24 protein-coding genes are annotated in these 24,385 nt (G+C 67.1%); 12 read left to right on the top strand and 12 right to left on the bottom strand.

Going from position 1 to position 24,385, the window contains the following annotated elements:
• Positions 1-31: 31 nt before the first annotated feature.
• The 6 genes from yedA to M6E97_RS20875 all read left to right on the top strand — a co-directional run bounded on the left by yedA (position 32) and on the right by M6E97_RS20875 (position 5,053).
• Complete coding sequence (gene yedA / locus M6E97_RS20900; protein WP_021264024.1) at positions 32-922, top strand: drug/metabolite exporter YedA; 891 nt, start codon at positions 32-34, stop codon at positions 920-922.
• A 33-nt stretch (positions 923-955) separates the two neighbouring features.
• On the top strand, positions 956-1,201 hold the full coding sequence (locus tag M6E97_RS20895; protein ID WP_003102243.1) for a hypothetical protein: 246 nt from the start codon (positions 956-958) through the stop codon (positions 1,199-1,201).
• Positions 1,202-1,308: 107 nt separating this feature from the next.
• Positions 1,309-2,490 carry a cyclic di-GMP phosphodiesterase gene (locus M6E97_RS20890; RefSeq protein WP_003095256.1) on the top strand — a complete coding sequence of 394 codons (1,182 nt, stop codon included), beginning with the start codon at positions 1,309-1,311 and terminating at the stop codon, positions 2,488-2,490.
• Between the two features lie 123 nt (positions 2,491-2,613).
• Entirely contained in the window at positions 2,614-3,507 is an 894-nt protein-coding gene (locus tag M6E97_RS20885) for a PA4780 family RIO1-like protein kinase (RefSeq protein ID WP_003095255.1), read from the top strand.
• A gap of 89 nt (positions 3,508-3,596) precedes the next feature.
• A complete protein-coding gene (locus M6E97_RS20880; RefSeq protein ID WP_033939362.1) occupies positions 3,597-4,490 on the top strand; it encodes an EamA family transporter in 894 nt (297 codons plus the stop codon).
• Complete coding sequence (locus M6E97_RS20875; protein ID WP_003111297.1) at positions 4,487-5,053, top strand: nucleotidyltransferase family protein; 567 nt, start codon at positions 4,487-4,489, stop codon at positions 5,051-5,053. The genes M6E97_RS20880 and M6E97_RS20875 overlap by 4 nt, the downstream gene beginning before the upstream one ends.
• Here M6E97_RS20875 and cueR read toward each other — a convergent pair.
• From cueR to M6E97_RS20830, 9 genes are all read right to left on the bottom strand, one after another.
• Positions 5,022-5,420 (bottom strand): Cu(I)-responsive transcriptional regulator, encoded by a 399-nt coding sequence (gene cueR / locus M6E97_RS20870; protein WP_003095248.1) that lies wholly within the window; start codon positions 5,418-5,420, stop codon positions 5,022-5,024. The genes M6E97_RS20875 and cueR overlap by 32 nt on opposite strands.
• A gap of 63 nt (positions 5,421-5,483) precedes the next feature.
• On the bottom strand, positions 5,484-6,917 hold the full coding sequence (gene pmrB, locus M6E97_RS20865; RefSeq protein WP_003111296.1) for a two-component system sensor histidine kinase PmrB: 1,434 nt from the start codon (positions 6,915-6,917) through the stop codon (positions 5,484-5,486).
• Positions 6,918-6,940: 23 nt separating this feature from the next.
• The gene (pmrA, locus tag M6E97_RS20860) at positions 6,941-7,606 is read right to left on the bottom strand and encodes a two-component system response regulator PrmA (protein WP_003102236.1); all 666 of its coding nucleotides are present in this window, start codon (positions 7,604-7,606) and stop codon (positions 6,941-6,943) included.
• A gap of 12 nt (positions 7,607-7,618) precedes the next feature.
• Positions 7,619-8,479, bottom strand: coding sequence for a hypothetical protein (locus M6E97_RS20855; protein WP_033939363.1), 861 nt, complete (start codon positions 8,477-8,479; stop codon positions 7,619-7,621).
• A 2-nt stretch (positions 8,480-8,481) separates the two neighbouring features.
• Positions 8,482-9,609 carry a fused MFS/spermidine synthase gene (locus tag M6E97_RS20850; RefSeq protein ID WP_016254383.1) on the bottom strand — a complete coding sequence of 376 codons (1,128 nt, stop codon included), beginning with the start codon at positions 9,607-9,609 and terminating at the stop codon, positions 8,482-8,484.
• Complete coding sequence (speD, locus tag M6E97_RS20845; RefSeq protein WP_003095236.1) at positions 9,609-10,091, bottom strand: adenosylmethionine decarboxylase; 483 nt, start codon at positions 10,089-10,091, stop codon at positions 9,609-9,611. The genes M6E97_RS20850 and speD overlap by 1 nt, the downstream gene beginning before the upstream one ends.
• 227 nt (positions 10,092-10,318) lie before the next feature.
• On the bottom strand, positions 10,319-13,135 hold the full coding sequence (locus tag M6E97_RS20840) for an FAD-binding and (Fe-S)-binding domain-containing protein (protein WP_033939364.1): 2,817 nt from the start codon (positions 13,133-13,135) through the stop codon (positions 10,319-10,321).
• Positions 13,136-13,201: 66 nt separating this feature from the next.
• On the bottom strand, positions 13,202-14,347 hold the full coding sequence (gene lldD, locus M6E97_RS20835; RefSeq protein WP_003100494.1) for an FMN-dependent L-lactate dehydrogenase LldD: 1,146 nt from the start codon (positions 14,345-14,347) through the stop codon (positions 13,202-13,204).
• Positions 14,348-14,502: 155 nt separating this feature from the next.
• Positions 14,503-16,185 carry a lactate permease LctP family transporter gene (locus M6E97_RS20830; protein ID WP_023098138.1) on the bottom strand — a complete coding sequence of 561 codons (1,683 nt, stop codon included), beginning with the start codon at positions 16,183-16,185 and terminating at the stop codon, positions 14,503-14,505.
• Positions 16,186-16,513: 328 nt separating this feature from the next.
• Here M6E97_RS20830 and M6E97_RS20825 point away from each other — a divergent pair, with 328 nt between their 5' ends.
• Positions 16,514-17,287: an FCD domain-containing protein gene (locus M6E97_RS20825; protein WP_023098137.1), complete on the top strand. Its 774-nt coding sequence runs from the start codon at positions 16,514-16,516 to the stop codon at positions 17,285-17,287.
• A 22-nt stretch (positions 17,288-17,309) separates the two neighbouring features.
• On the opposite strand, the gene smpB is transcribed toward M6E97_RS20825, so the two are convergent.
• Positions 17,310-17,789, bottom strand: a complete 480-nt coding sequence (gene smpB / locus M6E97_RS20820) for an SsrA-binding protein SmpB (RefSeq protein ID WP_003100496.1) — start codon at positions 17,787-17,789, stop codon at positions 17,310-17,312.
• 274 nt (positions 17,790-18,063) lie between these two features.
• Here smpB and M6E97_RS20815 point away from each other — a divergent pair, with 274 nt between their 5' ends.
• Positions 18,064-18,498 carry a type II toxin-antitoxin system RatA family toxin gene (locus tag M6E97_RS20815; RefSeq protein ID WP_003100497.1) on the top strand — a complete coding sequence of 145 codons (435 nt, stop codon included), beginning with the start codon at positions 18,064-18,066 and terminating at the stop codon, positions 18,496-18,498.
• Complete coding sequence (locus tag M6E97_RS20810) at positions 18,491-18,796, top strand: RnfH family protein (RefSeq protein ID WP_003095218.1); 306 nt, start codon at positions 18,491-18,493, stop codon at positions 18,794-18,796. The genes M6E97_RS20815 and M6E97_RS20810 overlap by 8 nt, the downstream gene beginning before the upstream one ends.
• 67 nt (positions 18,797-18,863) lie before the next feature.
• Here the strand turns inward: M6E97_RS20810 and M6E97_RS20805 are convergent, their stop codons facing one another.
• Positions 18,864-19,394 carry an outer membrane protein assembly factor BamE gene (locus M6E97_RS20805; protein ID WP_003109323.1) on the bottom strand — a complete coding sequence of 177 codons (531 nt, stop codon included), beginning with the start codon at positions 19,392-19,394 and terminating at the stop codon, positions 18,864-18,866.
• Positions 19,395-19,491: 97 nt separating this feature from the next.
• On the opposite strand from M6E97_RS20805, the gene fur reads away from it, so the two are divergent.
• The gene (fur, locus tag M6E97_RS20800; RefSeq protein WP_003095216.1) at positions 19,492-19,896 is read left to right on the top strand and encodes a ferric iron uptake transcriptional regulator; all 405 of its coding nucleotides are present in this window, start codon (positions 19,492-19,494) and stop codon (positions 19,894-19,896) included.
• Positions 19,897-19,965: 69 nt separating this feature from the next.
• Here fur and recN read toward each other — a convergent pair whose 3' ends face one another.
• Complete coding sequence (recN, locus tag M6E97_RS20795; RefSeq protein WP_003135243.1) at positions 19,966-21,642, bottom strand: DNA repair protein RecN; 1,677 nt, start codon at positions 21,640-21,642, stop codon at positions 19,966-19,968.
• A 167-nt stretch (positions 21,643-21,809) separates the two neighbouring features.
• On the opposite strand from recN, the gene grpE reads away from it, so the two are divergent.
• Complete coding sequence (gene grpE / locus M6E97_RS20790) at positions 21,810-22,370, top strand: nucleotide exchange factor GrpE (RefSeq protein ID WP_003095213.1); 561 nt, start codon at positions 21,810-21,812, stop codon at positions 22,368-22,370.
• A gap of 89 nt (positions 22,371-22,459) precedes the next feature.
• Entirely contained in the window at positions 22,460-24,373 is a 1,914-nt protein-coding gene (gene dnaK / locus M6E97_RS20785) for a molecular chaperone DnaK (RefSeq protein WP_003095212.1), read from the top strand.
• The last annotated feature ends 12 nt before the right edge of the window (positions 24,374-24,385 follow it).

Genomic DNA, 24,385 nt, shown 5'->3' with positions numbered 1-24,385 from the left:
TTTCTCCCGCCTGCCCTGTCGAGTGCTTTCCATGCCTGCCCGTCGCATTCCGCTGTTGCTTTTCGGTGCGTTCTTCGCCCTGTACTTCATCTGGGGATCCACTTACCTGGCGATCCGCTTCGGCGTCGAGTCCTGGCCACCGATGCTGATGGCCGGGGTGCGCTTCGTCATCGCCGGCGGCCTGATGTTCGCCTGGTTGCGCTGGCGCGGCGCGCCGTTGCCGACCTGGCGCGAGTGGCGCGGCGCGGGGATCGTCGGAATCCTCCTGCTCAGTTGCGGCAACGGCGGGGTGACGGTGGCCGAGCACTGGGGCGTGTCTTCCGGGGTGGCGGCCCTCGCGGTGGCTACGGTGCCGCTGTTCACCCTGCTGTTCAGCCAGTTGTTCGGCCAGCGCAACACCACCCTGGAATGGGGCGGCATCGTGCTCGGGCTGTTCGGCATCGTCCTGCTCAACCTCGGTTCGAACCTCCAGGCCAGCCCTGCCGGCGCCGGCTTGATCCTGTTCGCCGCCGCGTCCTGGGCCTTCGGCTCGGTGTGGAGCCGGCGCCTGTCGCTGCCGGCCGGACCGATGGCCAGCGCCGTGGAAATGCTGGTCGGCGGCGCGGTGCTGCTGGTCGGCAGTCTGGCCAGCGGTGAGCGCCTGGAGCATTGGCCGAGCACCAGCGGCTGGCTGGCGCTGGTGTACCTGATCCTGTTCGGCTCGATCATCGCCTTCAGCGCCTACCAGTACCTGCTGCGCAACGTGCGGCCGGCGGCGGCCACCAGCTATGCCTACGTCAATCCGGCGGTGGCGGTGTTGCTCGGCACCCTGTTCGCCGGCGAGCGGATCGGCGGTATCGAGGGGCTGGCGATGCTGGTGATCATCAGCGCCGTGGTGCTCATCGGCCTGCCCCAGTGGCGCGCCAGCCGCGCCGCCGCCTGAATGCCTTAAGCGATCCCTAAGGCGGGCTGCGCCATGCTGCGGCGCAGCGCCCGGATGGGCCGGGCTGACGGGGGTACGAAGATGAAAGCGCTGGTCATCGGTGTGGTCCTGGTATTCCTTGGCGGTTGCGCCAGTCACGTGAGCCCCGGCGGCAAGGCCATCGAGTCGCCGATCAAGGAGTATTTCGGCCAGGACCCCATCGAGCGCCGGGCCTTCGGCGAGAGCGAGAACGGCGCCGAGGCCGAGGATTCGCCACTGCGTTTCCGCCTGACGCCCTGAACGGTCGCCCCGGGCGCCTGACCGGGCGTGCAGAAGTCGTCTCCAGCGTCTTCAATACGGAGTGACGGTCGCCGCGAGGCGGCCCCGTAGCGAAGGGCGGAGGGGCGATGGAGAGCATGCTGGACAGGCCCGAGCAGGAACTCGTGCTGGTGGTGGACGACACCCCGGACAACCTGCTGCTGATGCGCGAGCTGCTCGAGGAGCAGTACCGCGTGCGCACCGCCGGCAGCGGCCCGGCCGGGCTGCGGGCGGCCGTCGAAGAGCCGCGCCCGGACCTGATCCTGCTCGACGTGAACATGCCGGGCATGGACGGCTACGAGGTCTGCCGACGGCTCAAGGCCGATCCGCTGACCCGCGACATCCCGTTGATGTTCCTCACTGCCCGCGCCGATCGCGACGACGAGCAACAGGGCCTGGCCCTGGGCGCGGTGGATTACCTGGGCAAGCCGGTGAGCCCGCCGATCGTCCTGGCGCGGGTGCGCACCCACCTGCAACTGAAGGCCAATGCCGATTTCCTGCGCGACAAGAGCGAATACCTGGAACTCGAAGTGCGCCGTCGCACGCGCCAACTGCAACAGTTGCAGGACGCCGTCATCGAAGCCCTGGCGACCCTTGGCGATCTTCGCGACAACCCGCGCAGCCGCCATCTTCCGCGTATCGAGCGCTATGTCAGGCTGCTCGCCGAGCACCTGGCGGCGCAGCGGGCGTTCGCCGACGAGCTGACTCCGGAGGCTGTCGACCTGCTGAGCAAGTCGGCGCTGTTGCATGACATCGGCAAGGTCGCGGTGCCCGACCGGGTCCTGCTCAACCCCGGGCAACTGGACGCCGCCGACACCGCCCTGCTACAGGGCCATACCCGCGCCGGACGCGACGCCCTGGCCAGCGCCGAGCGGCGGCTCGGCCAGCCTTCCGGGTTCCTCCGCTTCGCCCGGCAGATCGCCTACAGCCATCACGAACGCTGGGATGGCCGGGGCTTTCCGGAGGGCCTGGCGGGCGAGCGGATTCCCCTGGCGGCGCGGATCGTCGCTCTGGCCGACCGCTACGATGAACTGACCAGCCGGCACGCCTACCGGCCGCCGCTGGCACACGCCGAGGCGGTGCTGTTGATCCAGGCCGGCGCCGACAGTGAATTCGACCCACGGCTGGTGGAGGCCTTCGTCGCCGTGGCCGACGCTTTCGCCGAGGTTGCCCAGCGCTACGCCGACAGCGCCGAGGCGCTGGACGTGGAGATGCAGCGGCTGGAACAGGCGGTGGCGGAAAGCATCGAACTCACCGCGCCACCAGCCTAGTACGCCGATCGGTGCGCAGTCCGGCGGAAAGCCGGCGCGTCCGGCTGTGCTCGGCACGGCGTTTGCCGTATAACGTCAGACCCTTTGCCTTCCACATTGGCCCCGAGGAACCGCGTAGCACCGATGAAGACACCCAGACGCCTGGAACCGTTGATCGAAGACGGTCTGATCGACGAGGTCGTGCGCCCGCTGATGAGCGGCAAGGAAGCCTCGGTCTATGTGGTGCGTTGCGGCGACAGCCTGCGTTGCGCCAAGGTCTACAAGGAGGCCAACAAGCGCAGCTTCCGCCAGGCCGCCGAGTACCAGGAGGGCCGCAAGGTCCGCAACAGCCGCCAGGCGCGGGCCATGGCCAAGGGCTCGAAGTATGGCCGCCGCGAACAGGAGGAAGCCTGGCAGAATGCCGAAGTGGCGGCCCTGTTCCGTCTCGCCGGGGCTGGTGTGCGGGTGCCGAAGCCCTATGATTTCCTCGATGGCGTGTTGCTGATGGAACTGGTGGCGGACGCCGACGGCGATGCTGCGCCGCGTCTCAACGACGTGACGCTGGAGCCCGACGAGGCACGGCGCCACCACGCTTTCCTGATCCGCCAGATCGTCGCCATGCTCTGCGCCGGCCTGGTGCACGGCGACCTCTCCGAGTTCAACGTCCTGCTCGGTCCGGATGGCCCGGTGATCATCGACTTGCCGCAGGCGGTCGACGCGGCCGGCAACAACCATGCGTTCAGCATGCTCGAACGCGACGTCGGCAACATGGCCGCCTACTTCGGCCGCTTCGCCCCGGAACTCAGGCAGACCCGCTATGCCAAGGAAATGTGGGCGCTCTACGAAGCCGGCGAGCTGACAGCGGAAACCCCGCTCAGCGGCACCTTCGTCGAAGCCGAAGAGGCCGCCGACGTGCGCGCGGTGCTCCGCGAGATCGAGGCCGCGCAGCGCGAGGAGGCGCGTCGCCAGGCGCTGCGCCAGGCCGACGACGCGCCGCGTGGCGAGCGCGAGGAACCGCCGCCGCCCTGGTTGCAGTGAGCGGCTGGCGGATGTTTTTTCCCGCCAACTGTATCGCGACCCTTGCGCACGCAACTGCTAGCGTGGCCTGAAGTTTTCCGGAGGCCGCCATGCCTGTTGCACATGTCCTGCTCGCCCTGCTGGTGACCCTGATCTGGGGTCTGAACTTCGTCGTGATCAAGGTCGGCCTCGGCGACTTCCCGCCGCTGCTGTTCTGCGCCCTGCGCTTCGCCCTGGCGGCGCTGCCGCTGCTGGTCCTGCGCGGGCCGATGCCGGCGCCGTTCGGATGCATCCTGCTGATCGGCGTGCTCCTCGGAGTGGTCAAGTTCGGCCTGCTGTTCGTCGGCATGGCCCAGGGCATGCCGGCCGGGCTGTCGTCGCTGGTGCTGCAGAGCCAGGTATTCTTCACCATCCTCATCGCCGCCCTGTGGCTGGGCGAGCGGCCGTCGCCGCGCGGGTTGTTCGGCCTCCTGCTGGCGGCGGCGGGGCTGGTCCTGATCGGCCTGGAGCGGCCGCTGGGAGACAGCCTGCTGGCATTCCTGCTGGTGGTCGCCGCGGCGCTGGCCTGGTCCTTCGCCAACATCGCCACCAAGCGTTCCGGGGCCACCGACATGCTGCGCCTGATCTGCTGGGTCAGCCTGATCCCGCCGTTGCCGCTGCTGGCGCTTTCCTATGTATTCGAAGGTCCGCACGCCATCGAGCGCGCCGTGCTGAACATGAGCTGGGGCGGCTTCGGCGCGCTGCTCTACATCGCCTTCGGCGCGACCACGGTGGGCTTCGCCATCTGGAGTTTCCTCCTGCGCCACTACCCGGCCAGCCTGGTGACGCCGTTCGCCCTGGCGGTGCCGGTGTCGGGCATGCTCGCCGGCTGGCTGCTGCTCGGCGAACGCCTCGACCTGGACAGCCTGCTGGCCTGCGCGCTGGTGTTCGTCGGGCTGGCCATCACCCTGTTGCCGGCCAGCCTGCTGCGACGCTTCGCCTGGCCGGTGCGGCGGTTGGGATGAAAACGGCGGAAGACATCCTCGCGCTGATCGCCGCCGATTCCTCGCGCCTGCATCTGCTCCGCGTGCTGCGCGAGGTCGGCCCGGAGGGCGCCTGGATCGGCGCCGGCTTCGTGCGCAACGCGGTATGGGACCATCTGCATGGCTACGGCGAAGCCACGCCGCTGGCGGACATCGACGTACTTCATTTCGCCCCGCGGGCCCTCGACCCGCAGGCCGACGCCGACTTCGAGGCCGCGTTGCGCCGTCGCTGCGAGGCGCCCTGGTCGGTGAAGAACCAGGCGCGCATGCACCTGCGCAACGGCGACCGGCCCTACCGGGATTGCGCCGATGCGCTGTGCCACTGGGCGGAAACGTGCACGGCGGTGGCGCTGCGACTCGTCGGCGAACGCCTGGAGCTACTGGCGCCGCTGGGCGTCGACGACCTGCTGGCGCTGAAGGTGCGGCCCACCGCGCATTTCGCCGGCAAGCCGGAGGTCTACCGGCGGCGCCTGCGGGAGAAGAACTGGACGGCGCGCTGGCCGCTGCTGGATATCAGTGGCAGCAGCCAGACGCCAGATCCTTGAGGATCGGGCAGTCGGGGCGGTGGTCGCCCTGGCAGTGCTCGACCAGGTCCTGCAGGGTGTCGCGCAGGGTGCTGAGTTCCTCGATCTTGCGGTTCAGCTCGCGCACGTGCTGCGCCGCCAGGGCCTTGACGTCGGCACTGGCGCGCTGGCGATCCTGCCAGAGGGTGAGCAGCTTGCCGACTTCGTCGAGGGAGAAACCGAGGTCCCGCGAACGGCGGATGAACGCCAGGGTATGCAGGTCGTTCTCGTTGTAGTGGCGGTAGCCGCTGGCGCTGCGTCCGGCCGGGCGGAGCAACTCGATGGACTCGTAGTAACGGATCATCTTCGGCGTCAGTCCGCTTTTCTTCGCCGCTTCACCGATATTCATCCGGGTCTCCTGGGAGGTTGCGAAGCCGCTAGCCTATCCCTTTCCCGGCCAATGCGCAGGCTATCAGATATGTGACCGCCCGCTGTCCGGACCTCTGGCCGGCGGCCGCGTCGCGTCCGGCTGGGTCTTCGGCAGGAACACCTGTACTTCCAGCCCTTTGCCCTCCAGTCCCTTGCCCAGGCCGATACTGCCGAAGTGCAGTTCGACGATGCGCTTGACGATCGGCAGGCCCAGGCCGCTGCCCTCGCCGCTGCTGGTGGCGGGGCTGCGGTAGAAGCGGGTGAAGATCGCCTGCTGCTCTTCCAGGGCGACCCCGGGGCCGTTGTCGCGCACCCGCAGCACGGCGTGCTGGGCGCGATTCTCGACGCGGATCTCGACCTGGCCCCCAGCCGGTGTGTAGCGCAGGGCGTTGCCCACCAGGTTGCCGACCATCGCCTTCAGCCACAGGTCGATGCCCATCACGTGCACGGTCTCCTGGTGCAACGACAGCTCGATGTCCTTGTCGATGGCCTGGCGCGCCAGTTCGGAGAGTACGTCTTCGGCCAGGGTGGCGAGGTTGACCGGGTGGAATTGCTCCAGCAGGGCGTCGCCGTCGAGGCGGGCGAGAAGCAGGATCTGCTCCATCAAGGTGCTGATCCGCTCGACGCTGCGACTGACTTGCAGCAGGCCGCGGGCGTGGGCCTTGGGGTCTTCCGAACGCAGCGCGACCTGGGCATGGGTGCGCAGGCTGGCCAGCGGCGTGCGGATCTCATGGGCGGCGTCGCTGGTCAGTCGGCGTTCGGCCTCGAGGGCGGTGCGCAGGCGCTCCAGCAGGAGGTTGAGTTCGTCGATGAGGCCGCGGATCTCCAGCGGCACCGCCTCCACCGCGATCGGCTGCAGGTGTCGCGCGGAGCGCTGCTGGACCTCGGCCTGCACTTCGCGTAGCGGCGCCAGGCCGCGGGCAACGCCGAACCAGACCAGGCCGCCGAGCAACGGCAGCGCCAGCAGCAGCGGGAACAGCGAGTAGAACAGCAGCAGGTTCATGGTGTGCTGGCGGTAGATCAGGTTTTCGCTGATCCAGATCTGGAAGCCGTCGATATTCAGCTGGAGCACCCGCCAGTGGGTGCCCTGGGCTTCCACGGTGCTGAAGCCGGGGCCCTGGGCCGTGATCTCCGGCGGCAGGTTGAGGCTCGACAGCAGCGGCTGGCCGTCGCGCCACAGGGCGTAGCCGAGGGCGCTTTCGCGGCGCAGCAGGGGCAGGCCCTGGATCGCCTCGCGGCTGCGTTCGATGATCTCGGTGATCGAGCCGTCCTCGCTGGCCTGGTCTTCGGTGGCAAGGTCGAGCAGGCGCAGGGCGGCTTCGCCGAAGTCCACCATGTCGTCGTCGAACAGGCGGTTCACCTGCTTCAGCGAGAGGTGGTAGGTCAGCGCCGCCACGCTCAGCCAGCACAGCACGAAGCCGACCAGCAGGTTGATCAGCAGGCGCCGGCGGACGGAGGGGACGGCGGTACGCGGCATCGGAGGACTCCGGTAGGCGGTTTTCAGGGCGCCGGCTGGTCGATGCCGTAGCCGATGCCGCGGACGGTGCGGATCAACTGGTTGCCGAGCTTGCGCCGCAGGTGATGGACATGGACCTCGATGGCGTTGCTCTCGACGTCGCCGCTCCAGCCGTAGAGGCTCTGCTCCAGTTGGTTGCGCGAGAGCACCTTGCCGCTGTTCTCCAGCAGCAGGCGCAGCAGCGCGTATTCGCGCGGCGCCAGTTCCACCGCCTGGCCGGACAGGGTCACCTGGTGGGTCGCCGGGTCCAGGCGCAGCTCGCCGTGCACCAGTTGCGGCAGGGCGCGACCGGTGGTGCGGCGGGTCAGGGCGCGCACCCGTGCCTGCAGTTCGTCGAGATCGAAGGGCTTGGTCAGGTAGTCGTCGGCACCGCTGTCGAGCCCGGCGACCCGGTCGGCCACCTTGTCCCGCGCGGTGAGCAGCAGCACCGGGGTGAGCAGGCCTTGGTGACGCAGGTTGCGCAGGATGTCCAGGCCGCTGCGGCGCGGCAGGCCGATGTCGAGCACCAGCAGGTCGAACTCGTCGGTGACCAGCGCGTTCTCCGCGGCCACGCCGTCGGTCACCCATTCCACGGTATCGCCTTCCAGGCGCAGCCCGGCGCGGATGCCGTCGCCGAGCAGCAGGTCGTCCTCGGCCAGCAGTATTCTCATGGCAGCCTCGTTTCAGTGATTCCACAATTCCCACAGGCTCAGGCCGGCCTCCAGCAGGAGGATGGCGACGATCAGCCATTCGACCCGCAGTTCGCCCCGGAAGTAACGGTATTCACCGAGGCGGTCGGCGGCCAGTTCGTAGAGGTCCTGCAGCACTTCGATGCGGTCGTCCAGGGTCGCCAGGCGATCGTGCACTTCGGCCTGCATGGCCAGTTCGTTGTAGAGCCGGCGCACCGCGCCGTTCAGTTGCAGCGGCGGCTTCTCCAGGTGCGACTCCAGGCGGGCGTAGGCCATGCGCCAGAGTGTAGTGCGTCGTACCTGCCGGTTCACATGTTCCTGGCGCCGCAGGGCGGCACGGCGCGGTAGCTGGGTCAGTTCGACATCGGCCTGGGCCGGCTCCCAGGCCGCCGCGGTGTCGTCTTCCAGGCGCCGCAGGTGACCTTCGTGCCAGGCGAAGACGGCCAGGCCTTCGAGCAGCTCCCGGCAGCGTTCGGGATTGCCGATGACCAGCGCGCGGCCGGGGCGCCACAGCACTCGCTCGCCGAACGAGGGTGCTTCCAGGGTCGGCTGGCGCTCGTCCTCGCCGGCGGCCATCCAGGCTTCCAGGCGCTGGCGCCAGGCGTGCCCGGTCTGTAGCCCGGCGTTGGCGAAGATCACCAGCAGCTCGTCGTCGACGGCGGTCTCCGGCAGTTCCGCGTCTTCGCTCAGCTCGATGCGTTGCGCCAGGACGGCCAGCGCCGGCTGCGGATCGCGCAGGGTGGCCAGCAGCGGCAGGCCGCCGCCGTCCGCGGCGGAGCGGAAGCGTACCCGGTGCAGCAGGCAGGGCGCGCCGGTGACGGCCAGCGGTACGCTGGCCAGGGGAGCGGCGGACATCTTCAGGTCCTCGCCAGGGCCGGCAATTGTGCCGGGCCGAACTCGATCTCCTCGATATCCGGCGGTGCGACGAAGGGTACGCCGTCTTCCAGTACCGGTCCCGGCTGGGCGAGCAGGAAGCGGGTTTCCCGGTCCATCACGAAGCAGGCCTTGAGGTAGTCGCCGTCGAGGTGGTCGAGCCACAGCGGGCCGAGCTTGCGTTCGATGCGTCGGTCGATGTCCTCGGCCTGCCAGTGGTTCGCGTCGAGCCAGTCGGAAGCCAGCAGGAAGCCCCAGGAGGAGAGGAACGAGGGCACCGTGGCGCGGTAGCTGTGGACCTGGGAGAAGACACTGCGCAGGGTACGGGCGAGGGCCGCGTGGGGCTTGTCGTCGCTGTGGGAGAACTCCAGCCCCTGCACCGCGACCACCCCGCCCGGTCGCAGGCGCGAATGCAGCAGCTCGTAGAACTGGCGGGTATAGAGAGCCTGGGCCGGGCCGTTGTCGAGCATGTCGACGACGTCGATGATGACCACGTCATAGAGCGACGGGTCGCGCTCGAGATAGGCCCGGCCGTCCTCGGCGAGCAGTTCGCAGCGTGGGTCGTCGAAGGCGCCCTGGTGCCACTGGAACAGGTGTTCGCGACACAGTTCCACCAGCTCCCGGTCGAGATCGACCATCACCGCCCGCCGCACGCTGGCATGGGACAGCACCTCGCGCAGGGTGGCGCCTTCGCCGCCGCCGATGATCAGTACGTCGCGCGGCTCGTCGTGGGCGAGCATGGCCGGCTGCACCAGCAATTCGTGGTACAGCGACTCGTCGCTCTCGGCGCTCTGGATCGCGCCGTCGAGCATCAACACGCGGTCGTAGTTGTAGGTGTCGGCGATCAGCACGTTCTGCCAGCGCGTGCGGCCCTGGTAGAGCACCCGGCGCAGGCGGTAGACGTACTGGTCGAAGGGGTCGCTGTCCTCGATCGCGGTGATCGCGCCGTCGCCTTCCAGCAGCGGGTCCGGCGGATAGAAATAGAAGTGGTTCGGCGGCAGCGGCGGCAGCCCGGCGGCGACCTCCGCCGGCACCAGGCCGGTGAGGTCGACGGCGTAACGGGCCTGGCTCAGGTCGGGAGCCAGCGGGGCGCGTTCGATCGGCGTATCCATCAGGCCACCCCCGTGCCCTGGCCCAGCGCCCAGCGCAGGGTCGGGCTGTCTTCGTCGACCGGGCCATTGCCGGCCAGGCTGCGGCTGAGCAGCCCCAGGCGATGGCCGCCGAGGCCGCGGTCCATGCTCGAGATCAGGTGCCGACGGCTGCCCAGGCGTTCGCTGAGCACGCGCACGGCCTGGGCGCCATCGAGCACGTCGCCGCAGGTGAACACGTCGACCGCGGCATAGCCGTACTCCGGCCAGGTATGGATCGCCAGGTGCGATTCGGCGATCACCACCACGCCGGAGATGCCGATCGGGCTGAACTTGTGGAACGCCGAGGTGATGATGGTGGCGTTGGCCTGGCGGGCGGCCTCGAGCATGCTTTCCTCGATCCACTGGATATCGTCGAAGCGCTGGTCGACGCAGTCGAACAGCTCGATGACCAGTTGCTTGCCGAGCACGGTGATCGGATCGAGTCGCAACGGTTGAATTGCCATGAAGGCCTCCTGCTTCCGTTTCGGCGAGGGATGTCCTCGCGGTGGAAGGCACGATAGGCGCGGCTGACTTAAGAGGTGCTTAACGACGGATTTTTTGCCCGCCCCGGCGCGGGCCGACGACGCCGGAGCACCCATTTCGCCTGACGTAGGGCGAATAGCGCCAGCGGCGCTATTCGCCGCTTCTGCGGAGCATGGCCCGGCGGATAACCGCGAGGCGGTTATTCGCCCTACCGAGGCGCGCCCTTCGCCTGCGTCACCCGGTCCACCAGGTAGACCACCCCGCGGTAGTCGATCCCGCCGTGCTCGCTGAGGCCGATCTCGCAGGTACGGCTGGTGGACACGCCTTCCTCGCAGAACTGCACGGCGTCCTTCAGGCTGCGCAGGGAGTGAGCGTTCAGTTCCGGCGTGGTGAAGCCCTTGTCGCCGGCGAAGCCGCAGCAGTGGATGCCTTCCGGGATCACCACCTCGCGGGTGCAGCGGCCGACCAGGTCGATCAGCGCCTGGCTCTCGCCGAGGTGCTGGGTGCTGCAGGTGACGTGCACCGCTACCGGTTTGTCCTGCGGGATGAACTCCAGGCGATCGAGCAGGTGACTGCGGATGAATTTCACCGGGTCGTGGATCTGCAGCCGCGGATCGTCCAGACCCTGGATCAGGCGCAGGGTGCAGGGGCTGGTGTCGCAGTAGATCGGGTCGAGGCCGCCGCGGCTGGCCTGGAGCAGGGCGGCGAGCAGCTCGTCGCGCTTGTCGTCGGCCTGCTTCGCATACCCCTTGGACGCGAACGGCTGGCCGCAGCAGAGGTTGTCCAGGTTATCCGGGAATACCACCTGGTAGCCGGCCTTTTCCAGCAGACGGCGGGTCTTGTCCAGCAGCGGCTCGCGCTCTTCGTCGCCGAAGGCCGGGCCCATGGCGCGCGAGACGCAGGCGGCGAGATAGACCACCCGTGGCCGCTCGTCGTCGAGCGGGGCGGGTGGCGGCGCCAAGCGTACCGGCTGCGGCAGCGCCGGCGTCCATTGCGGCACGCGGCCGCCGCTGGCCTGGCTGAGGCCGCGGCTGGCCCTGGCCAGCAGGGGCGCGCCAAGCAGACGCCGGGCGCCGTCGGCAGCGAGCAGGGCGAAGCGCGCAGCACGCATGGCGCCGGCAAAGTTGCGCGCCAGCCAGGTGGCGCCTTCGGCGTGCCGGGCGTCGGCGCCGCGCAGCTTGCGGATCAGCTCGCCGGTGTTGATGTTCACAGGACAGCGCTGGGCGCATAGGCCGGTGGCGGCGCAGGTGTCGATGCCCTGGTAGCGGTAGTCGCGCTCCAGCGCCGTGGTGTCGACGCCGGCGCGCTTCTTCGCCTGGATGTCGCGCCACAGGACGATGCGCTGGCGTGGCGTGAGGGTCAGTCCGCGCGACGGGCAGACCGGTTCGCAGAAACCGCACTCGATGCACTTGTCGACGATCTCGTCGGCGGCCGGCAGCGGCTTGAGGTTCTTCAGGTGGCTCTGCGGGTCGTCGCTGAGGACCACACCCGGGTTGAGGATGCCGCGCGGGTCGAGCAGGCGCTTGAGCTGCCACATCAAGCGATAGGCGTCCTCGCCCCACTCCAGTTCGACGAACGGCGCCATGTTGCGCCCGGTGCCATGCTCGGCCTTCAGCGAGCCGCCGTACTCCACCGCCACCAGGTGCGCCACGTCGTCCATGAACGCCGAGTAGCGGGCGATCTGCTCGGGCGAGTCGAAGCCCTGGGTGAAGACGAAGTGCAGGTTGCCCTCCAGCGCGTGGCCGAAGAGGATCGCCTCATCGTAGCGGTGCTTGTCGAACAGCTCGATCAGGCGGTTGACTCCCTCGGCCAGTCGTTCGACGGGGAAGGTGACGTCCTCGATGATCACCGTGGTGCCGGTCTCGCGCACCGCGCCGACAGCCGGGAAGGTGTCCTTGCGGATGCGCCAGAGCTGGTTGTAGACCGCCGGGTCTTCGCTGAAGTCGACCTGCTTCTCCAGCGGATATTCGGCGATGGAGGCCATGATCCGCCCGAGCTGTTCGTGCAGCAGCGTGCGGCTCGCCGCGCGGGACTCGATGAGCAGGGCGCAGGCACCGGCGGAAAGGCTCTTCACCCATTCCGGCATGCCCTGCATGTTCTCCACCGAGCGCAGGCTGCGCCGATCGAGCAGTTCCACCGCCGAGACCGGCTGGCGCTTGAGCACCGCGACCGCCGTGCAGCAGGTTTCCACCGTGGGGAAAACCAGCAGCGCCGAGGCCTTGTGCGGGTGTTCCGGGACGGTGTCGTAGGTCACCGCGCTGATGAAGCCGAGGGTGCCCTCGGAGCCGACCATCAGGTGGGTGAGGATGTCCAGCGGCTCGTCGTAGTCGACCAGCGCGTTCAGCGACAGGCCGGTGGTGTTCTTCAGCCGGTACTTGTGGCGGATCTTCGCGGCCAGTTCGGCGTTGGCGCGGGTCTCGCGGCCGAGTTCGGCGAGCCGTTCCAGCAGCTCGCCGTGGCTGGCGCGGAAGGCCGCGACGCTGGCCGGGTCCTCGCTGTCCAGGCGGGTGCCGTCGGCCAGCAGCAGGCGCAGGCCGGCAAGGGTGTGGTAGCTGTTCTGCGCGGTGCCGCAGCACATGCCGCTGGCGTTGTTGGCGACGATGCCGCCGATCTTGCAGGCGTTGATCGAGGCCGGGTCGGGACCGATCTTGCGGCCGAACGGCGCCAGCCAGGCGTTCGCCTGGGCGCCGATGACACCCGGCTGCAGGCGGATCTGCGCGCCGTCGGCGCGGATTTCCCGGCCGTTCCAGTTGTCGCCGAGGACGAGCAGCACCGAGTCGCTGATGGCCTGGCCGGAGAGGCTGGTGCCGGCGGCGCGGAAGGTCACCGGGACCTGCTCGCGGTAGGCGGCGGATAGGATCGCGGCGACCTCGTCCTCGCTTTCGACGCGCAGCACCAGCTTGGGAATCAACCGGTAGAAACTGGCGTCGGTGCCGAAGGCCAGGGTCGACAGCGGGTCGTCGAAGCGGCGTTCGCGCGGTATCAGCCGCTCGACGGTCTCGAGAAAGGGAATCGGCAGGCTCATCGGCTTTCCTCGGCCCTGGGACGACGGTCACGCCCCGGGCGTTTTCAGGCTTTTCTGGCGGGCGTCTCAGGCGCCCAGTTCGCGGACCAGCGAGTCGGCGCTGATCTCGCCGATCGACTTGGCCCCGGTGAGGACCATGGCCACGCGCATTTCCTTTTCGATCAGTTCGAGCAGGTTGCGCACCCCGGCCTCGCCGGCGGCGGCCAGGGCGTAGACGAAGGCGCGGCCGAGCAGCACGCTGTCGGCGCCGAGGGCGATCATCCGCACCACGTCGAGACCGGTGCGGATGCCGGAGTCGGCAAGGATCGCCAGTTCGCCCTTCACCGCGTCGGCGATCGCCGGCAGCGCGCGGGCGCTGGACAGCACGCCATCGAGCTGGCGGCCGCCGTGGTTGGAGACGACGATGCCGTCGGCGCCGAACTTCACCGCATCCCTGGCATCCTCGGGGTCGAGGATGCCCTTGATCACCATCGGGCCGTCCCAGAACTCGCGGATCCACTCCAGGTCCTTCCAGGAAATCGACGGGTCGAAGTTGGCGCCCAGCCAGCCGATGTAGTCCTCCAGTCCGGTCGGGTTGCCGCGGTAGGCGGAGATGTTGCCGAGGTCGTGGGGCTTGCCCAGCAGGCCGACGTCCCAGGCCCAGGCCGGGTGGGTCATGGCTTGCAGGATGCGGCGCGGCGCGGCGTAGGGGCCGCTCATGCCGGAATGGGCGTCGCGGTAGCGGGCGCCGGGGACCGGCATGTCGACGGTGAACACCAGGGTGGTGACGCCGGCGGCCTTGGCCCGCTCCAGGGCGTTGCGCATGAAGCCGCGGTCCTTCAGCACGTAGAGCTGGAACCACATCGGCCGGTCGATGGCCGGGGCGACCTCCTCGATCGGGCACACCGATACCGTCGACAGGGTGAAGGGCACGCCCTTCGCCGCCGCCGCGCGCGCCGCCTGGACTTCACCGCGGCGGGCGTACATGCCGGTGAGACCGACCGGGGCGAGCGCCACCGGCATCGCCAGGGTCTCGTCGAAGAGGCGGGTTTCCAGGCTCAGCTCGGACATGTTCTTCAGCACCCGCTGACGCAGGGCGATGGCCGACAGGTCCTCGACGTTGCGGCGCAGGGTGTACTCGGCGTAGGCGCCGCCGTCGATATAGTGGAAGAGGAACGGCGGCAGCTTGCGTTGGGCGGCGGCGCGGTAGTCGGTGGAAGCGGAAATGATCATTGGGCTCTTCCGTTGTGTCGAAAGGTTTTGCATCGAGCGCAGTGGAGCGGGACACGGCGGAAATGGCCAAGGGAGCCGGGCCTACGATCGTAGGCGAGTCTCCCCCGGGCCATTTCCTGCGCAGTATCGCCGACGCGCGGCCGATCAGGGCGCGGTCAGTGCACCAGCATGCCGGTGAATAGGTATGCCTGGGCCAGGGTGATCAGTCCGACCAGCGCGGCGAAGATCAGGCTGTGCTTCAGGGTGAAGCGGAACAGGTCGGATTCCTTGCCGACCATCCCGGTCGCGGCACAGGCCACGGCGATGGATTGCGGGGAGATCATCTTGCCGGTCACGCCGCCGCTGGTATTGGCGGCCACCAGCAGGGTGTCGCTGACTCCGATCTGGTGCGCGGTGGTCGACTGCAGGGAGCTGAACAGGGCGTTGGAGGACGTATCCGAACCGGTCAGGAATACCCCCAGCCAGCCGAGGAACGGCGAGAAGAACGGGAACGCCGCGCCGGTACCGGCCAGGACCAGGGCCAGGGTGGTGGACATGCCCGAGTAGTTGGTGACGAAGGCGAAGGCCAGGACCATGCCGATGGACAGGATCGGCCACTTCAGCTCCACCAGGACTTCCTTGAAAGTGGTAATACCAATTTTCGCTCCGATGCGCAGGATGAACATCGATACCAGCGCCGAGAGGAAGATCGCCGTGCCGGTGGCGGAGATCGGGTCGAACTTGAATACCGCGGCGATCGGCGTGGCGCTGGTGGCGATCGGCGCGCCCTTGACCACCAGTTGGTCCAGGTGCGGGATGGCGAAGTTGAACACCAGCCAGTAGAGCTCGCCGCCCGGGGCGAACAGGGCCTTGAAAGGTTTCAGGGTCCAGATGGTCACCAGTACGGTGAGCACCAGGAACGGCGACCAGGCCTTGAGGATCTCGCCGAAGCTGTAGGCGGACGGTTCGACGCTGCGTTGCCCGCCGTAGCCGCCACCGGCCACGGCCGCGCCGCCGCTGGCGGCGAGCGCTTCGCTGGCGCCCTGCGGCTGCCAGACCTTGAGGAACAGGGTCAGGGAGACCAGGCTGACCAGCGCCGAGGTGATGTCCGGCAACTCCGGGCCGATGAAGTTGGACGTCAGGTACTGAGTGATGGCGAAGCTGCCGCCGGCGACGATGGCGGCCGGCCAGGTTTCGCGGATGCCGCGCCAGCCGTCCATCATGAACACCAGCCAGAACGGTACCAGGATCGACAGGAACGGCAGTTGGCGGCCGGTCATGGCGCCGATCTTGAAGGCGTCGATACCGGTCACCTGGCCGGCGACGATGATCGGGATGCCCAGTGCGCCGAAGGCCACCGGCGCAGTGTTGGCGATCAGGCACAGGCCGGCGGCGTAGAGCGGATTGAAGCCGAGGCCGACGAGCAGGGCGGCGGTGATCGCCACCGGCGCGCCGAAACCGGCGGCGCCTTCGAGGAAGGCCCCGAAGGAGAAGCCGATCAGCAGTACCTGCAGGCGCTGGTCGCCGGTAATCGACAGCACCGAGCTGCGGATCACCTCGAACTGGCCGCTCTTCACCGTCAGTTTGTAGAGGAAGACCGCGGCGACGATGATCCAGGCGATCGGCCAGAGACCGTAGAGGAAGCCGTAGCCGGCGGCGGCGAAGGCCATGTCGGCGGGCATGTGGAAGGCGAAGATGGCCACCGTGATGGCCAGCGCCAGGGTGATGCTGCCGGCGATGTGGCCCTTGAGGCGGAATACCGCCAGGGCGAGGAAGAAGAACACGATCGGGATGACGGCCGCGGCGGCCGACAGGCCGAGACTGCCCAGGGGGGTATAGAGTTGTTGCCAGGCTTGCATGGGGGTTGGCTCCCTAATTGTTGTTGGGTTTGCCTGTGACCAGATCGGACACGCGCCAAGACCTGTGTGTGCAAGGGCGCTGGGCAGCCGAACCTGGCAAAGCTCGCATAATTGGTAAGACCAATTTACAAAAGCGAGCGCTCAGGTTAAGAGTCGAGCGTTCGGCGTGTCAATTTGCCCGTCTACGACTTTTGTCTAAGGATGCTCGTGCGGGGCTCGTGGCGGCTCGCTTGTGGTGCGGGGAGCGGCTCGGTACGCTTCCTCTCTTTTTCGCGCTGGGCGCATGGCAGAGGCTTTGCGACGAAACTTCGGGTAAGGGTGTCGGGATATGGAATTTGGTCAGGTCAGGCAGCGCCGTCTGTCGGATGACATCGTTGCGCAACTGGAGGCGATGATCCTGGAGGGCACGCTGAAGTCCGGCGAGCGGCTGCCCGCCGAGCGCGTGCTTGCCGAGCAGTTCGGGGTTTCCCGGCCGTCGCTGCGCGAGGCGATCCAGAAACTGGTGGCGAAGGGGCTGCTGGTCAGCCGCCAGGGGGGCGGCAACTATGTGACCGAATCGCTGGGCGCGACTTTCAGCGATCCGCTGCTGCACCTGCTGGAGGGTAACCCGGAGGCCCAGCGCGACCTGCTGGAGTTTCGCCACACGCTGGAAGGGGCCTGTGCCTACTACGCGGCGCTGCGTGCGACCTCCCTCGATCACCAGCGCCTGACCGAGGCCTTCGAGGCGCTCCAGGCCTGCTATGCGCGCAACGACCAGGTCAGCGCGGAAGAGGGCGCCGCCGACGCGCGCTTCCACCTGGCGATCGCCGAGGCCAGCCACAACACCGTGCTGCTGCACACCATCAAGGGCCTGTTCGACTTGCTGCGGCGCAACGTGGTGACCAATATCGGCGGGATGTACGCGCAGCGCACGGAAACCCGCGCGCAACTGATGGAGCAGCACCAGCGCCTATACGACGCGATCATCAGCGGTCAGGCGGAGCTGGCCCGGGAGGTGTCCAACCAGCACATCCATTATGTGCAGGAGGTCCTGGCGGAGGTCCAGGAAGAGGCGCGCAGGATGAAGCGCTCGCAGCGCCGGCGCAGCGTGCAGGAAGACTAGCGAGGCGCGTGCAGGGAGGCGCTCAGTCGTCCTTGCCGTGGCGCATGGCGCGTTGGATCTCCCGATCGGAGTCGCGCTCCTTCTCGGTGTGGCGCTTGTCGAAGTCCTTCTTGCCCTTGGCCAGGGCGATCTCGCACTTGACCAGGTGCTTCTTCCAGTACATCGACAGGGCGACGCAGGCGTAGCCCTTCTGTTGCACGGCGCCGAACAGCTTGCCCAGTTCGCGCTTGTGCAGCAGCAGCTTGCGCGTGCGCACCGGGTCGGCGATCACGTGCGTGCTGGCGGTGGTCAGGGGCGTGATGTGGCTGCCGAGCAGCCAGGCCTCGCCATCCTTGAGCAGCACGTAGCTGTCGACCAGTTGGGCCTTGCCGGCGCGCAGGCTTTTCACTTCCCAGCCCGCCAGGGCGACGCCCGCCTCGAAGCGTTGTTCGATGAAATAGTCGTGCAGAGCCTTCTTGTTCTGCGCGATGGTCCCCGAAGGGTGTTTCTTCTGCTTAGCCATAGGCGGCGCATTATAGGGAGTCGCCGGCTTCACCGCTATGGGGCGGCGTCGCGCTTGAGGGATAGAGGTGAATTTCGGACAATGCCCACTCTTTTCCTGGCCGCTGGCCAAGGTTTTGTAAGAAAAGTCTTCAAGTGGCGTCAGGCTGTGCTGAGCGTTTTTCTGCCGAACCCTGGCCCCGGTCGGCGGGCGCAGCGCGCCGCCGTGGCGGATGCCGCCGTCCCGCCGGCTATGCTTGGGGAGTCGCCCGCTCGACAGCAGAAGTGAGAGTTCTATGAGCACCCATATCCAGCGTTCGGCGCTGTTGCCTTATCCCGCCCGTGCGCTGTTCGATCTGGTGAACGACGTGAAGCGCTATCCGGAGTTCCTGCCCTGGTGTTCGGCCAGCCAGGTCCTGGAGGAGAGCGAAAGCCTGATGCGCGCCGAGCTGACCGTGGCCAAGGGTAGCCTCAGCCAGCGCTTCACCACCCGCAACGTGCTGGTGCCGGGAGCTTCCATCGAGATGAACCTGGAAAACGGACCGTTCACCGAACTGCATGGCGTCTGGCAGTTCAAGGCGCTGGGCGAGAAGGCTTGCAAGATCACTCTCGACCTGACCTTCGATTACGCCGGGCCGCTGGTCAAGGCGACCCTCGGGCCGCTGTTCACCCAGGCCGCCAACACCATGGTCGACGCGTTCTGCCAGCGCGCCAAGCAACTCTATGGCTGAGATCGCCGTCGAGGTGGTCTACGCGCTGCCGGAGCGACAGGCGTTACTGCGCCTGAGCGTGCCGGCAGGTACCAGCGCACGCGAGGCCGTGCTGCTCTCCGGCATCGCCGAGGCGTTTCCAGGGCTGGATGTGCAAGGTTGTCCGCTGGGTATCTTCGGCAAGCTCCTGGCTCGCCCGGAGGAGCGGGTGCTGGAGGCCGGCGAACGGGTGGAGATCTACCGCCCGTTGATCGCCGATCCCAAGGAGGTGCGCAAGCAGCGTGCCGCACGGGCCCGGAGCGAGCGCGAAGGCGGTTAGCCGTGAGGTTTCCTGCGGAAATGAAAAAGCCCGGCGAATGCCGGGCTTTTTCGTGGAACGCCAGCCGTCATTGCGGGCTGGGGTCCAAAGGTTCGGGGGTCGGAACCGGTACCGGCTGGGCTTCGTCCACTTCGCGCTGGAGCTGTTCCAAGGTGGAGCCCGGTTTCGGCGGCTCTTCCTTCTGCTCTTCCGGTTTCTGCTGGTCGGCCGGCTGGGTGACGGTGGTGCTGCCTTCCTTGCCGAGGATCGCTTCGTCGCGGCTGACGCCGGGCATGAAGTCGCCGTTCAGGCCGGCCAGTTGGTCGCTGTCGTTGAAGAACAGGCTGACGCGTTCCTGCTGGCGACGACCGCCGCCCGGCTGGATGCTGTAGAGGTAGTCCCAACGATTGGCGTGGAAGGTATCGACGATCAGTGGGTTGCCCATGATAAACCGCACTTGGCGTCGGGTCATTCCGGGACGCAACTGGTCTATCATGTCCTGCGTTACGACGTTGCCTTGCTGGATGTCGATTTTATAGACGCCAGGAAACGAGCAACCGGCGAGTGCGGCAAGCCCCGCGAAAGCGAGACAGGTCAGCATGAGCTTGGCGTTTTGCATCGGTGAGCGACTTCCACTATCTTGGCTGGGCAAATAAAAGCCCGATCATACCCGTATTCCGGGATACTGCGAAACATCCCGCGCTGAGAAAGCAGACATGGTTGAAAATAGCGAACTTCGAAAAGCCGGCCTTAAAGTGACCCTGCCGCGGGTCAAGATCCTGCAGATGCTCGACTCGGCCGAGCAACGCCACATGAGCGCCGAAGACGTGTACAAGGCGCTGATGGAAGCAGGCGAGGACGTGGGCCTGGCAACCGTCTATCGGGTGCTGACCCAGTTCGAGGCCGCCGGCCTGGTGGTGCGTCACAACTTCGATGGCGGCCATGCCGTGTTCGAGCTCGCCGATAGCGGCCACCACGACCACATGGTCTGCGTCGATACCGGCGAGGTGATCGAGTTCATGGATGCGGAAATCGAGAAGCGCCAGAAGGAAATCGTCCGCGAGCGCGGCTTCGAGCTGGTCGATCACAATCTGGTGCTCTACGTGCGCAAGAAGAAGTAGTCGCGCAACGGTTCCATGCGAAAACGGCGACCCTGGGGTCGCCGTTTTCATTTTCCATTGAAGGAACGTTCAGTTCTGGGCGGCCAGGTTGACCAGTTTCTTCGCGTGGGCCAGGGATTCCTTGGTCAGGTCGACGCCGCCGAGCATGCGGGCGATCTCCTCGATCCGCTGGGCCTTGTTCAGGGTGGCGACCGCCGTGCGGGTTTCGCTGCTGCCGCGTTCCTTGTGCACGAACAGGTGCTGGTGGCCCTGGGCGGCGACCTGCGGCAAGTGGGTCACGGTGAGGACCTGGCCGCGTTCGCCGAGGCGACGCAGCAACTGTCCGACCACTTCGGCGGTGGGGCCTCCGATGCCGACGTCGACTTCGTCGAAGACCAGGGTGGGGATGCGCGAGGTCTGTGCCGTGATCACCTGGATCGCCAGGCTGATCCGCGACAGTTCGCCGCCCGAGGCGACCTTGGCCAGCCCTTTCAACGGCTGCCCGGGGTTGGCGCTGACCAGGAACTCCACGCTTTCCAGTCCGTTGGCCTGCGGCTCGGCGCTGTCGCCGGGATGCAGGACGATGGCGAAGCGCCCTCCGGGCATGCCCAGGCGCTGCATCTCCTGTTCCACGCTGGCGGCAAGAGGTGCGGCCGCGGCCTGGCGCAGGCGGCTCAGTTCGTCGGCTTTTTCCTGGTAATGCCGGGCGTAGGCGGCCAGCTCGTCGCCCAGGCGTCCGACCGCTTCGTCGTCGGCGTTCAGCGCCTCCAGTTCGTCGAACAGGCGCTGCTGCAGGTCGGCCAGTTCGGCGGGCTGGACCCGGTGCTTGCGCGCCAGGGAATAAATGACGTCCAGGCGCTCCTCGACCTGCTGCTGGCGATTGGGATCGGCATCGAAGTGGTCGACGAAGCGGTTCAGTTCGCCGATCGCCTCCTCGACCTGGATCTGCGCGCTGGACAACAGGTTGACCGCTTCGCCGAGGGCGGCGGGCTGGCCGCTGAACGAGGTCAGGCGGCTGAGGCTGGCATTGAGCGCGGAAAGGACGTTGCCGGCATCGCTCTCGCTGCACATTTCCACGACTTGGCGGCAGGCGGCGAGCAGGCTTTCGGCGTTGCTCAGGGTCTTCTGCTCCTGCTCCAGGCTTTCCAGTTCGTTTTCGCCGAGGGACAGGTTTTCCAGTTCTTCCAGCTGGTAACTGAGCAACTGGTGGCGGGCGCGCTGTTCGTCGCCGCTACGCGACAGGCGTTCGAGTTCCTGGCTGGTCTGCTTCCAGCGTTGCGCGGCGAGCTGCACCTGGCGCGCCAGCTCCTGGCAGCCGGCGTACTCGTCGAGCAGGCGCCGGTGGGTCTCGCTCTTCAGCAGCGACTGGTGCTCGTGCTGGCTATGGATGTCGATCAGCAGTTCGCCCAGGCTCTTCAGGTCGCCCAGAGGGCAGGGCGTGCCGTTGATGTAGGCACGCGAGCGACCTTCGGCAGTGATCACCCGGCGCAGGATGCACGGACCGTCCTGTTCCAGGTCGCGCTCGGCGAGCCAGTCGCGGGCCTCGGCGATGGCGCTGACGTCGAAGCTGGCGAGAATGTCGGCCTTGTCCGCTCCGGGACGTACCGCGCCGCTGTCGGCGCGGTCGCCGAGGGTAAGGCCGAGGGCGTCGAGCATGATCGACTTGCCTGCGCCGGTTTCGCCGGTGATCACGCTCATGCCGGTAGCGAGTTCGAGATCCAGGTGCTCGACGATGGCGTAGTTGTGAACGGACAGGTGAACCAGCATGGCGGGTGGCTCCGTGGGTTTTGTCTGGTTATTTATACAGTATTTTTTCCGGCTGGCAATTGCCGCTCGCCCCTTGAACCGTGGAAAGCCGTCCCCATATAGCCGGCAACGTTGCGAACTTATGCGTTCGCCTTGTATTTGCCAGCTTATTTTTGAAGGAGAGTGGCATGGCTGACGAACAGCAGACCCTGGATCAACAGACCCCCGAGCAGCCCACCGGCGCCGCCGAGGACCTGACCGCCCGCGTGCAGGAACTGGAGGAGCAGCTGGCTGCCGCCCAGGACCAGGCGCTGCGCATGGTCGCGGATCTGCAGAACGTACGCCGGCGTGCGGAGCAGGATGTCGAGAAGGCGCACAAGTTCGCGCTGGAGAAATTCGCCGGCGACCTGCTGGCGGTGGTCGACACCCTCGAGCGCGGCCTGGAGATGTCCGATCCCAACGACGAGGCGATCAAGCCGATGCGCGAAGGGATGGAACTGACCCTGAAGATGTTCGACGACACCCTGCGCCGCTACCAGGTGGAGGCGCTGAACCCGGAAGGCGAGCCTTTCAACCCCGAGCAGCACCAGGCGATGGCCATGCAGGAAAGCGCTTCGGCCGAGCCGGGCAGTGTCCTCAAGGTGTTCCAGAAAGGCTACCTGCTCAACGGCCGCCTGCTGCGTCCGGCGATGGTGGTGGTCAGCAAGGCGCCGGCGGAAACCCCGCCTTCCATCGACGAGCAGGCTTGAAATTCGACGCGACGACCCCATCTGGGTAGTCAACCGAGCACGAGACCCACGGGCGGGTCGCACGGAATCAAAGTTTCTGGAGAGTGAATATGGGCAAAATCATTGGCATCGACCTGGGTACCACCAACTCCTGCGTGGCTATCCTGGAGAACGGTAACGTCAAGGTCATCGAGAACGCCGAGGGCGCGCGTACCACCCCCTCGATCATCGCCTACACCAACGATGGCGAAACCCTGGTGGGCCAGCCGGCCAAGCGCCAGGCGGTCACCAACCCGCAGAACACCCTGTATGCGGTGAAGCGCCTGATCGGCCGTCGCTTCGAAGAGAACGTGGTACAGAAAGACATCCAGATGGTGCCGTACAGCATCGTCAAGGCCGACAACGGCGACGCCTGGGTGGAAGTGAAGGGCCAGAAGATGGCACCTCCGCAGATTTCCGCCGAAGTGCTGAAGAAAATGAAGAAGACCGCCGAAGACTACCTCGGCGAGCCGGTCACCGAAGCGGTGATCACCGTTCCGGCCTACTTCAACGACAGCCAGCGCCAGGCCACCAAGGACGCCGGCCGCATCGCCGGCCTCGACGTCAAGCGGATCATCAACGAGCCGACCGCGGCGGCGCTGGCCTACGGCCTGGACAAGGCCAAGGGCGACCACACCGTGATCGTCTATGACCTGGGCGGCGGTACCTTCGACGTGTCGGTGATCGAGATCGCCGAAGTCGACGGCGAGCATCAGTTCGAAGTGCTGGCCACCAACGGCGACACCTTCCTCGGCGGCGAAGACTTCGACATCCGCCTGATCGACTACCTCGTCGACGAGTTCAAGAAGGAAAGCGGCATCAACCTGAAGGGCGACCCGCTGGCCATGCAGCGTCTGAAGGAAGCGGCCGAGAAAGCCAAGATCGAGCTGTCCTCGACCCAGCAGACCGACGTCAACCTGCCGTACGTGACTGCCGACGCGAGCGGTCCGAAGCACCTGAACGTCAAGGTTTCCCGCGCCAAGCTGGAGTCCCTGGTCGAAGACCTGGTGCAGCGCACCATCGAGCCGTGCCGCACCGCGCTGAAGGATGCCGGCCTGGATGTTTCCGATATCCATGAAGTGATCCTGGTCGGCGGCCAGACCCGCATGCCGCTGGTACAGAAGACCGTTGCCGAGTTCTTCGGCAAGGAAGCGCGCAAGGACGTCAACCCGGACGAAGCCGTGGCTGTCGGTGCCGCCATCCAGGGTGCGGTCCTGGCCGGCGACGTGAAGGACGTGCTGCTGCTCGACGTGACTCCGCTGACCCTCGGCATCGAGACCCTGGGCGGCGTGATGACCGGTCTGATCGAGAAGAACACCACCATCCCGACCAAGAAGTCGCAGGTGTTCTCCACCGCCGACGACAACCAGGGCGCGGTGACCATCCACGTGCTGCAGGGCGAGCGCAAGCAGGCCGCGCAGAACAAGTCGCTGGGCAAGTTCGACCTGGCCGACATTCCGCCGGCTCCGCGCGGCGTGCCGCAGATCGAGGTGACCTTCGATATCGATGCCAACGGCATCCTGCACGTCTCGGCGAAGGACAAGGCCACCGGCAAGCAGCAGTCCATCGTGATCAAGGCATCCTCCGGCCTGTCCGAGGATGAGATCCAGCAGATGGTCCGCGATGCCGAGGCGAACGCCGAGGAGGACCGCAAGTTCGAGGAACTGGCTGCCGCTCGCAACCAGGGCGACGCGCTGGTCCACGCGACCCGCAAGATGATCACCGAGGCGGGCGACAAGGCCACCGCCGAGGACAAGGCGACCATCGAGAAGGCGCTGGGCGAGCTGGAAGCGGCGGTGAAGGGCGACGACAAGGCCGAGATCGAGGCCAAGATGAATGCTCTGTCCCAGGCTTCCACCCCGCTGGCGCAGAAGATGTACGCCGAACAGGCCCAGCAGGGCGAAGACGCTCCCCAGGGCGAGCAGGCGAAAGCCGCTGACGACGTGGTGGACGCCGAGTTCGAAGAGGTCAAGGACAACAAGTAAGCCCCGGCTTGC

This window comes from Pseudomonas sp. B111 (genome assembly GCF_026428275.1).
Taxonomy (GTDB): domain Bacteria; phylum Pseudomonadota; class Gammaproteobacteria; order Pseudomonadales; family Pseudomonadaceae; genus Pseudomonas; species Pseudomonas aeruginosa.
This window is presented reverse-complemented; position numbering and strand designations above follow the sequence as displayed.

Bases quoted from the DNA above. Each gene is read 5' to 3' on its own strand.
- M6E97_RS20895 (WP_003102243.1), top strand. From the start codon at position 956: ATGCTGCGGCGCAGCGCCCGGATGGGCCGGGCTGACGGGGGTACGAAG.
- M6E97_RS20830 (WP_023098138.1), bottom strand. From the start codon at position 16,185: ATGCAAGCCTGGCAACAACTCTATACCCCCCTGGGCAGTCTCGGCCTG.
- cueR (WP_003095248.1), bottom strand. From the start codon at position 5,420: ATGAATATCGGTGAAGCGGCGAAGAAAAGCGGACTGACGCCGAAGATG.
- smpB (WP_003100496.1), bottom strand. From the start codon at position 17,789: ATGGCTAAGCAGAAGAAACACCCTTCGGGGACCATCGCGCAGAACAAG.
- pmrB (WP_003111296.1), bottom strand. From the start codon at position 6,917: ATGCCGCGTACCGCCGTCCCCTCCGTCCGCCGGCGCCTGCTGATCAAC.
- yedA (WP_021264024.1), top strand. From the start codon at position 32: ATGCCTGCCCGTCGCATTCCGCTGTTGCTTTTCGGTGCGTTCTTCGCC.
- M6E97_RS20855 (WP_033939363.1), bottom strand. From the start codon at position 8,479: ATGTCCGCCGCTCCCCTGGCCAGCGTACCGCTGGCCGTCACCGGCGCG.
- speD (WP_003095236.1), bottom strand. From the start codon at position 10,091: ATGGCAATTCAACCGTTGCGACTCGATCCGATCACCGTGCTCGGCAAG.
- fur (WP_003095216.1), top strand. From the start codon at position 19,492: ATGGTTGAAAATAGCGAACTTCGAAAAGCCGGCCTTAAAGTGACCCTG.
- M6E97_RS20880 (WP_033939362.1), top strand. From the start codon at position 3,597: ATGCCTGTTGCACATGTCCTGCTCGCCCTGCTGGTGACCCTGATCTGG.
- lldD (WP_003100494.1), bottom strand. From the start codon at position 14,347: ATGATCATTTCCGCTTCCACCGACTACCGCGCCGCCGCCCAACGCAAG.
- dnaK (WP_003095212.1), top strand. From the start codon at position 22,460: ATGGGCAAAATCATTGGCATCGACCTGGGTACCACCAACTCCTGCGTG.
- M6E97_RS20810 (WP_003095218.1), top strand. From the start codon at position 18,491: ATGGCTGAGATCGCCGTCGAGGTGGTCTACGCGCTGCCGGAGCGACAG.
- M6E97_RS20885 (WP_003095255.1), top strand. From the start codon at position 2,614: ATGAAGACACCCAGACGCCTGGAACCGTTGATCGAAGACGGTCTGATC.
- M6E97_RS20890 (WP_003095256.1), top strand. From the start codon at position 1,309: ATGGAGAGCATGCTGGACAGGCCCGAGCAGGAACTCGTGCTGGTGGTG.
- grpE (WP_003095213.1), top strand. From the start codon at position 21,810: ATGGCTGACGAACAGCAGACCCTGGATCAACAGACCCCCGAGCAGCCC.
- M6E97_RS20840 (WP_033939364.1), bottom strand. From the start codon at position 13,135: ATGAGCCTGCCGATTCCCTTTCTCGAGACCGTCGAGCGGCTGATACCG.
- M6E97_RS20850 (WP_016254383.1), bottom strand. From the start codon at position 9,609: ATGGATACGCCGATCGAACGCGCCCCGCTGGCTCCCGACCTGAGCCAG.
- M6E97_RS20805 (WP_003109323.1), bottom strand. From the start codon at position 19,394: ATGCAAAACGCCAAGCTCATGCTGACCTGTCTCGCTTTCGCGGGGCTT.
- M6E97_RS20875 (WP_003111297.1), top strand. From the start codon at position 4,487: ATGAAAACGGCGGAAGACATCCTCGCGCTGATCGCCGCCGATTCCTCG.
- recN (WP_003135243.1), bottom strand. From the start codon at position 21,642: ATGCTGGTTCACCTGTCCGTTCACAACTACGCCATCGTCGAGCACCTG.
- M6E97_RS20825 (WP_023098137.1), top strand. From the start codon at position 16,514: ATGGAATTTGGTCAGGTCAGGCAGCGCCGTCTGTCGGATGACATCGTT.
- M6E97_RS20815 (WP_003100497.1), top strand. From the start codon at position 18,064: ATGAGCACCCATATCCAGCGTTCGGCGCTGTTGCCTTATCCCGCCCGT.
- pmrA (WP_003102236.1), bottom strand. From the start codon at position 7,606: ATGAGAATACTGCTGGCCGAGGACGACCTGCTGCTCGGCGACGGCATC.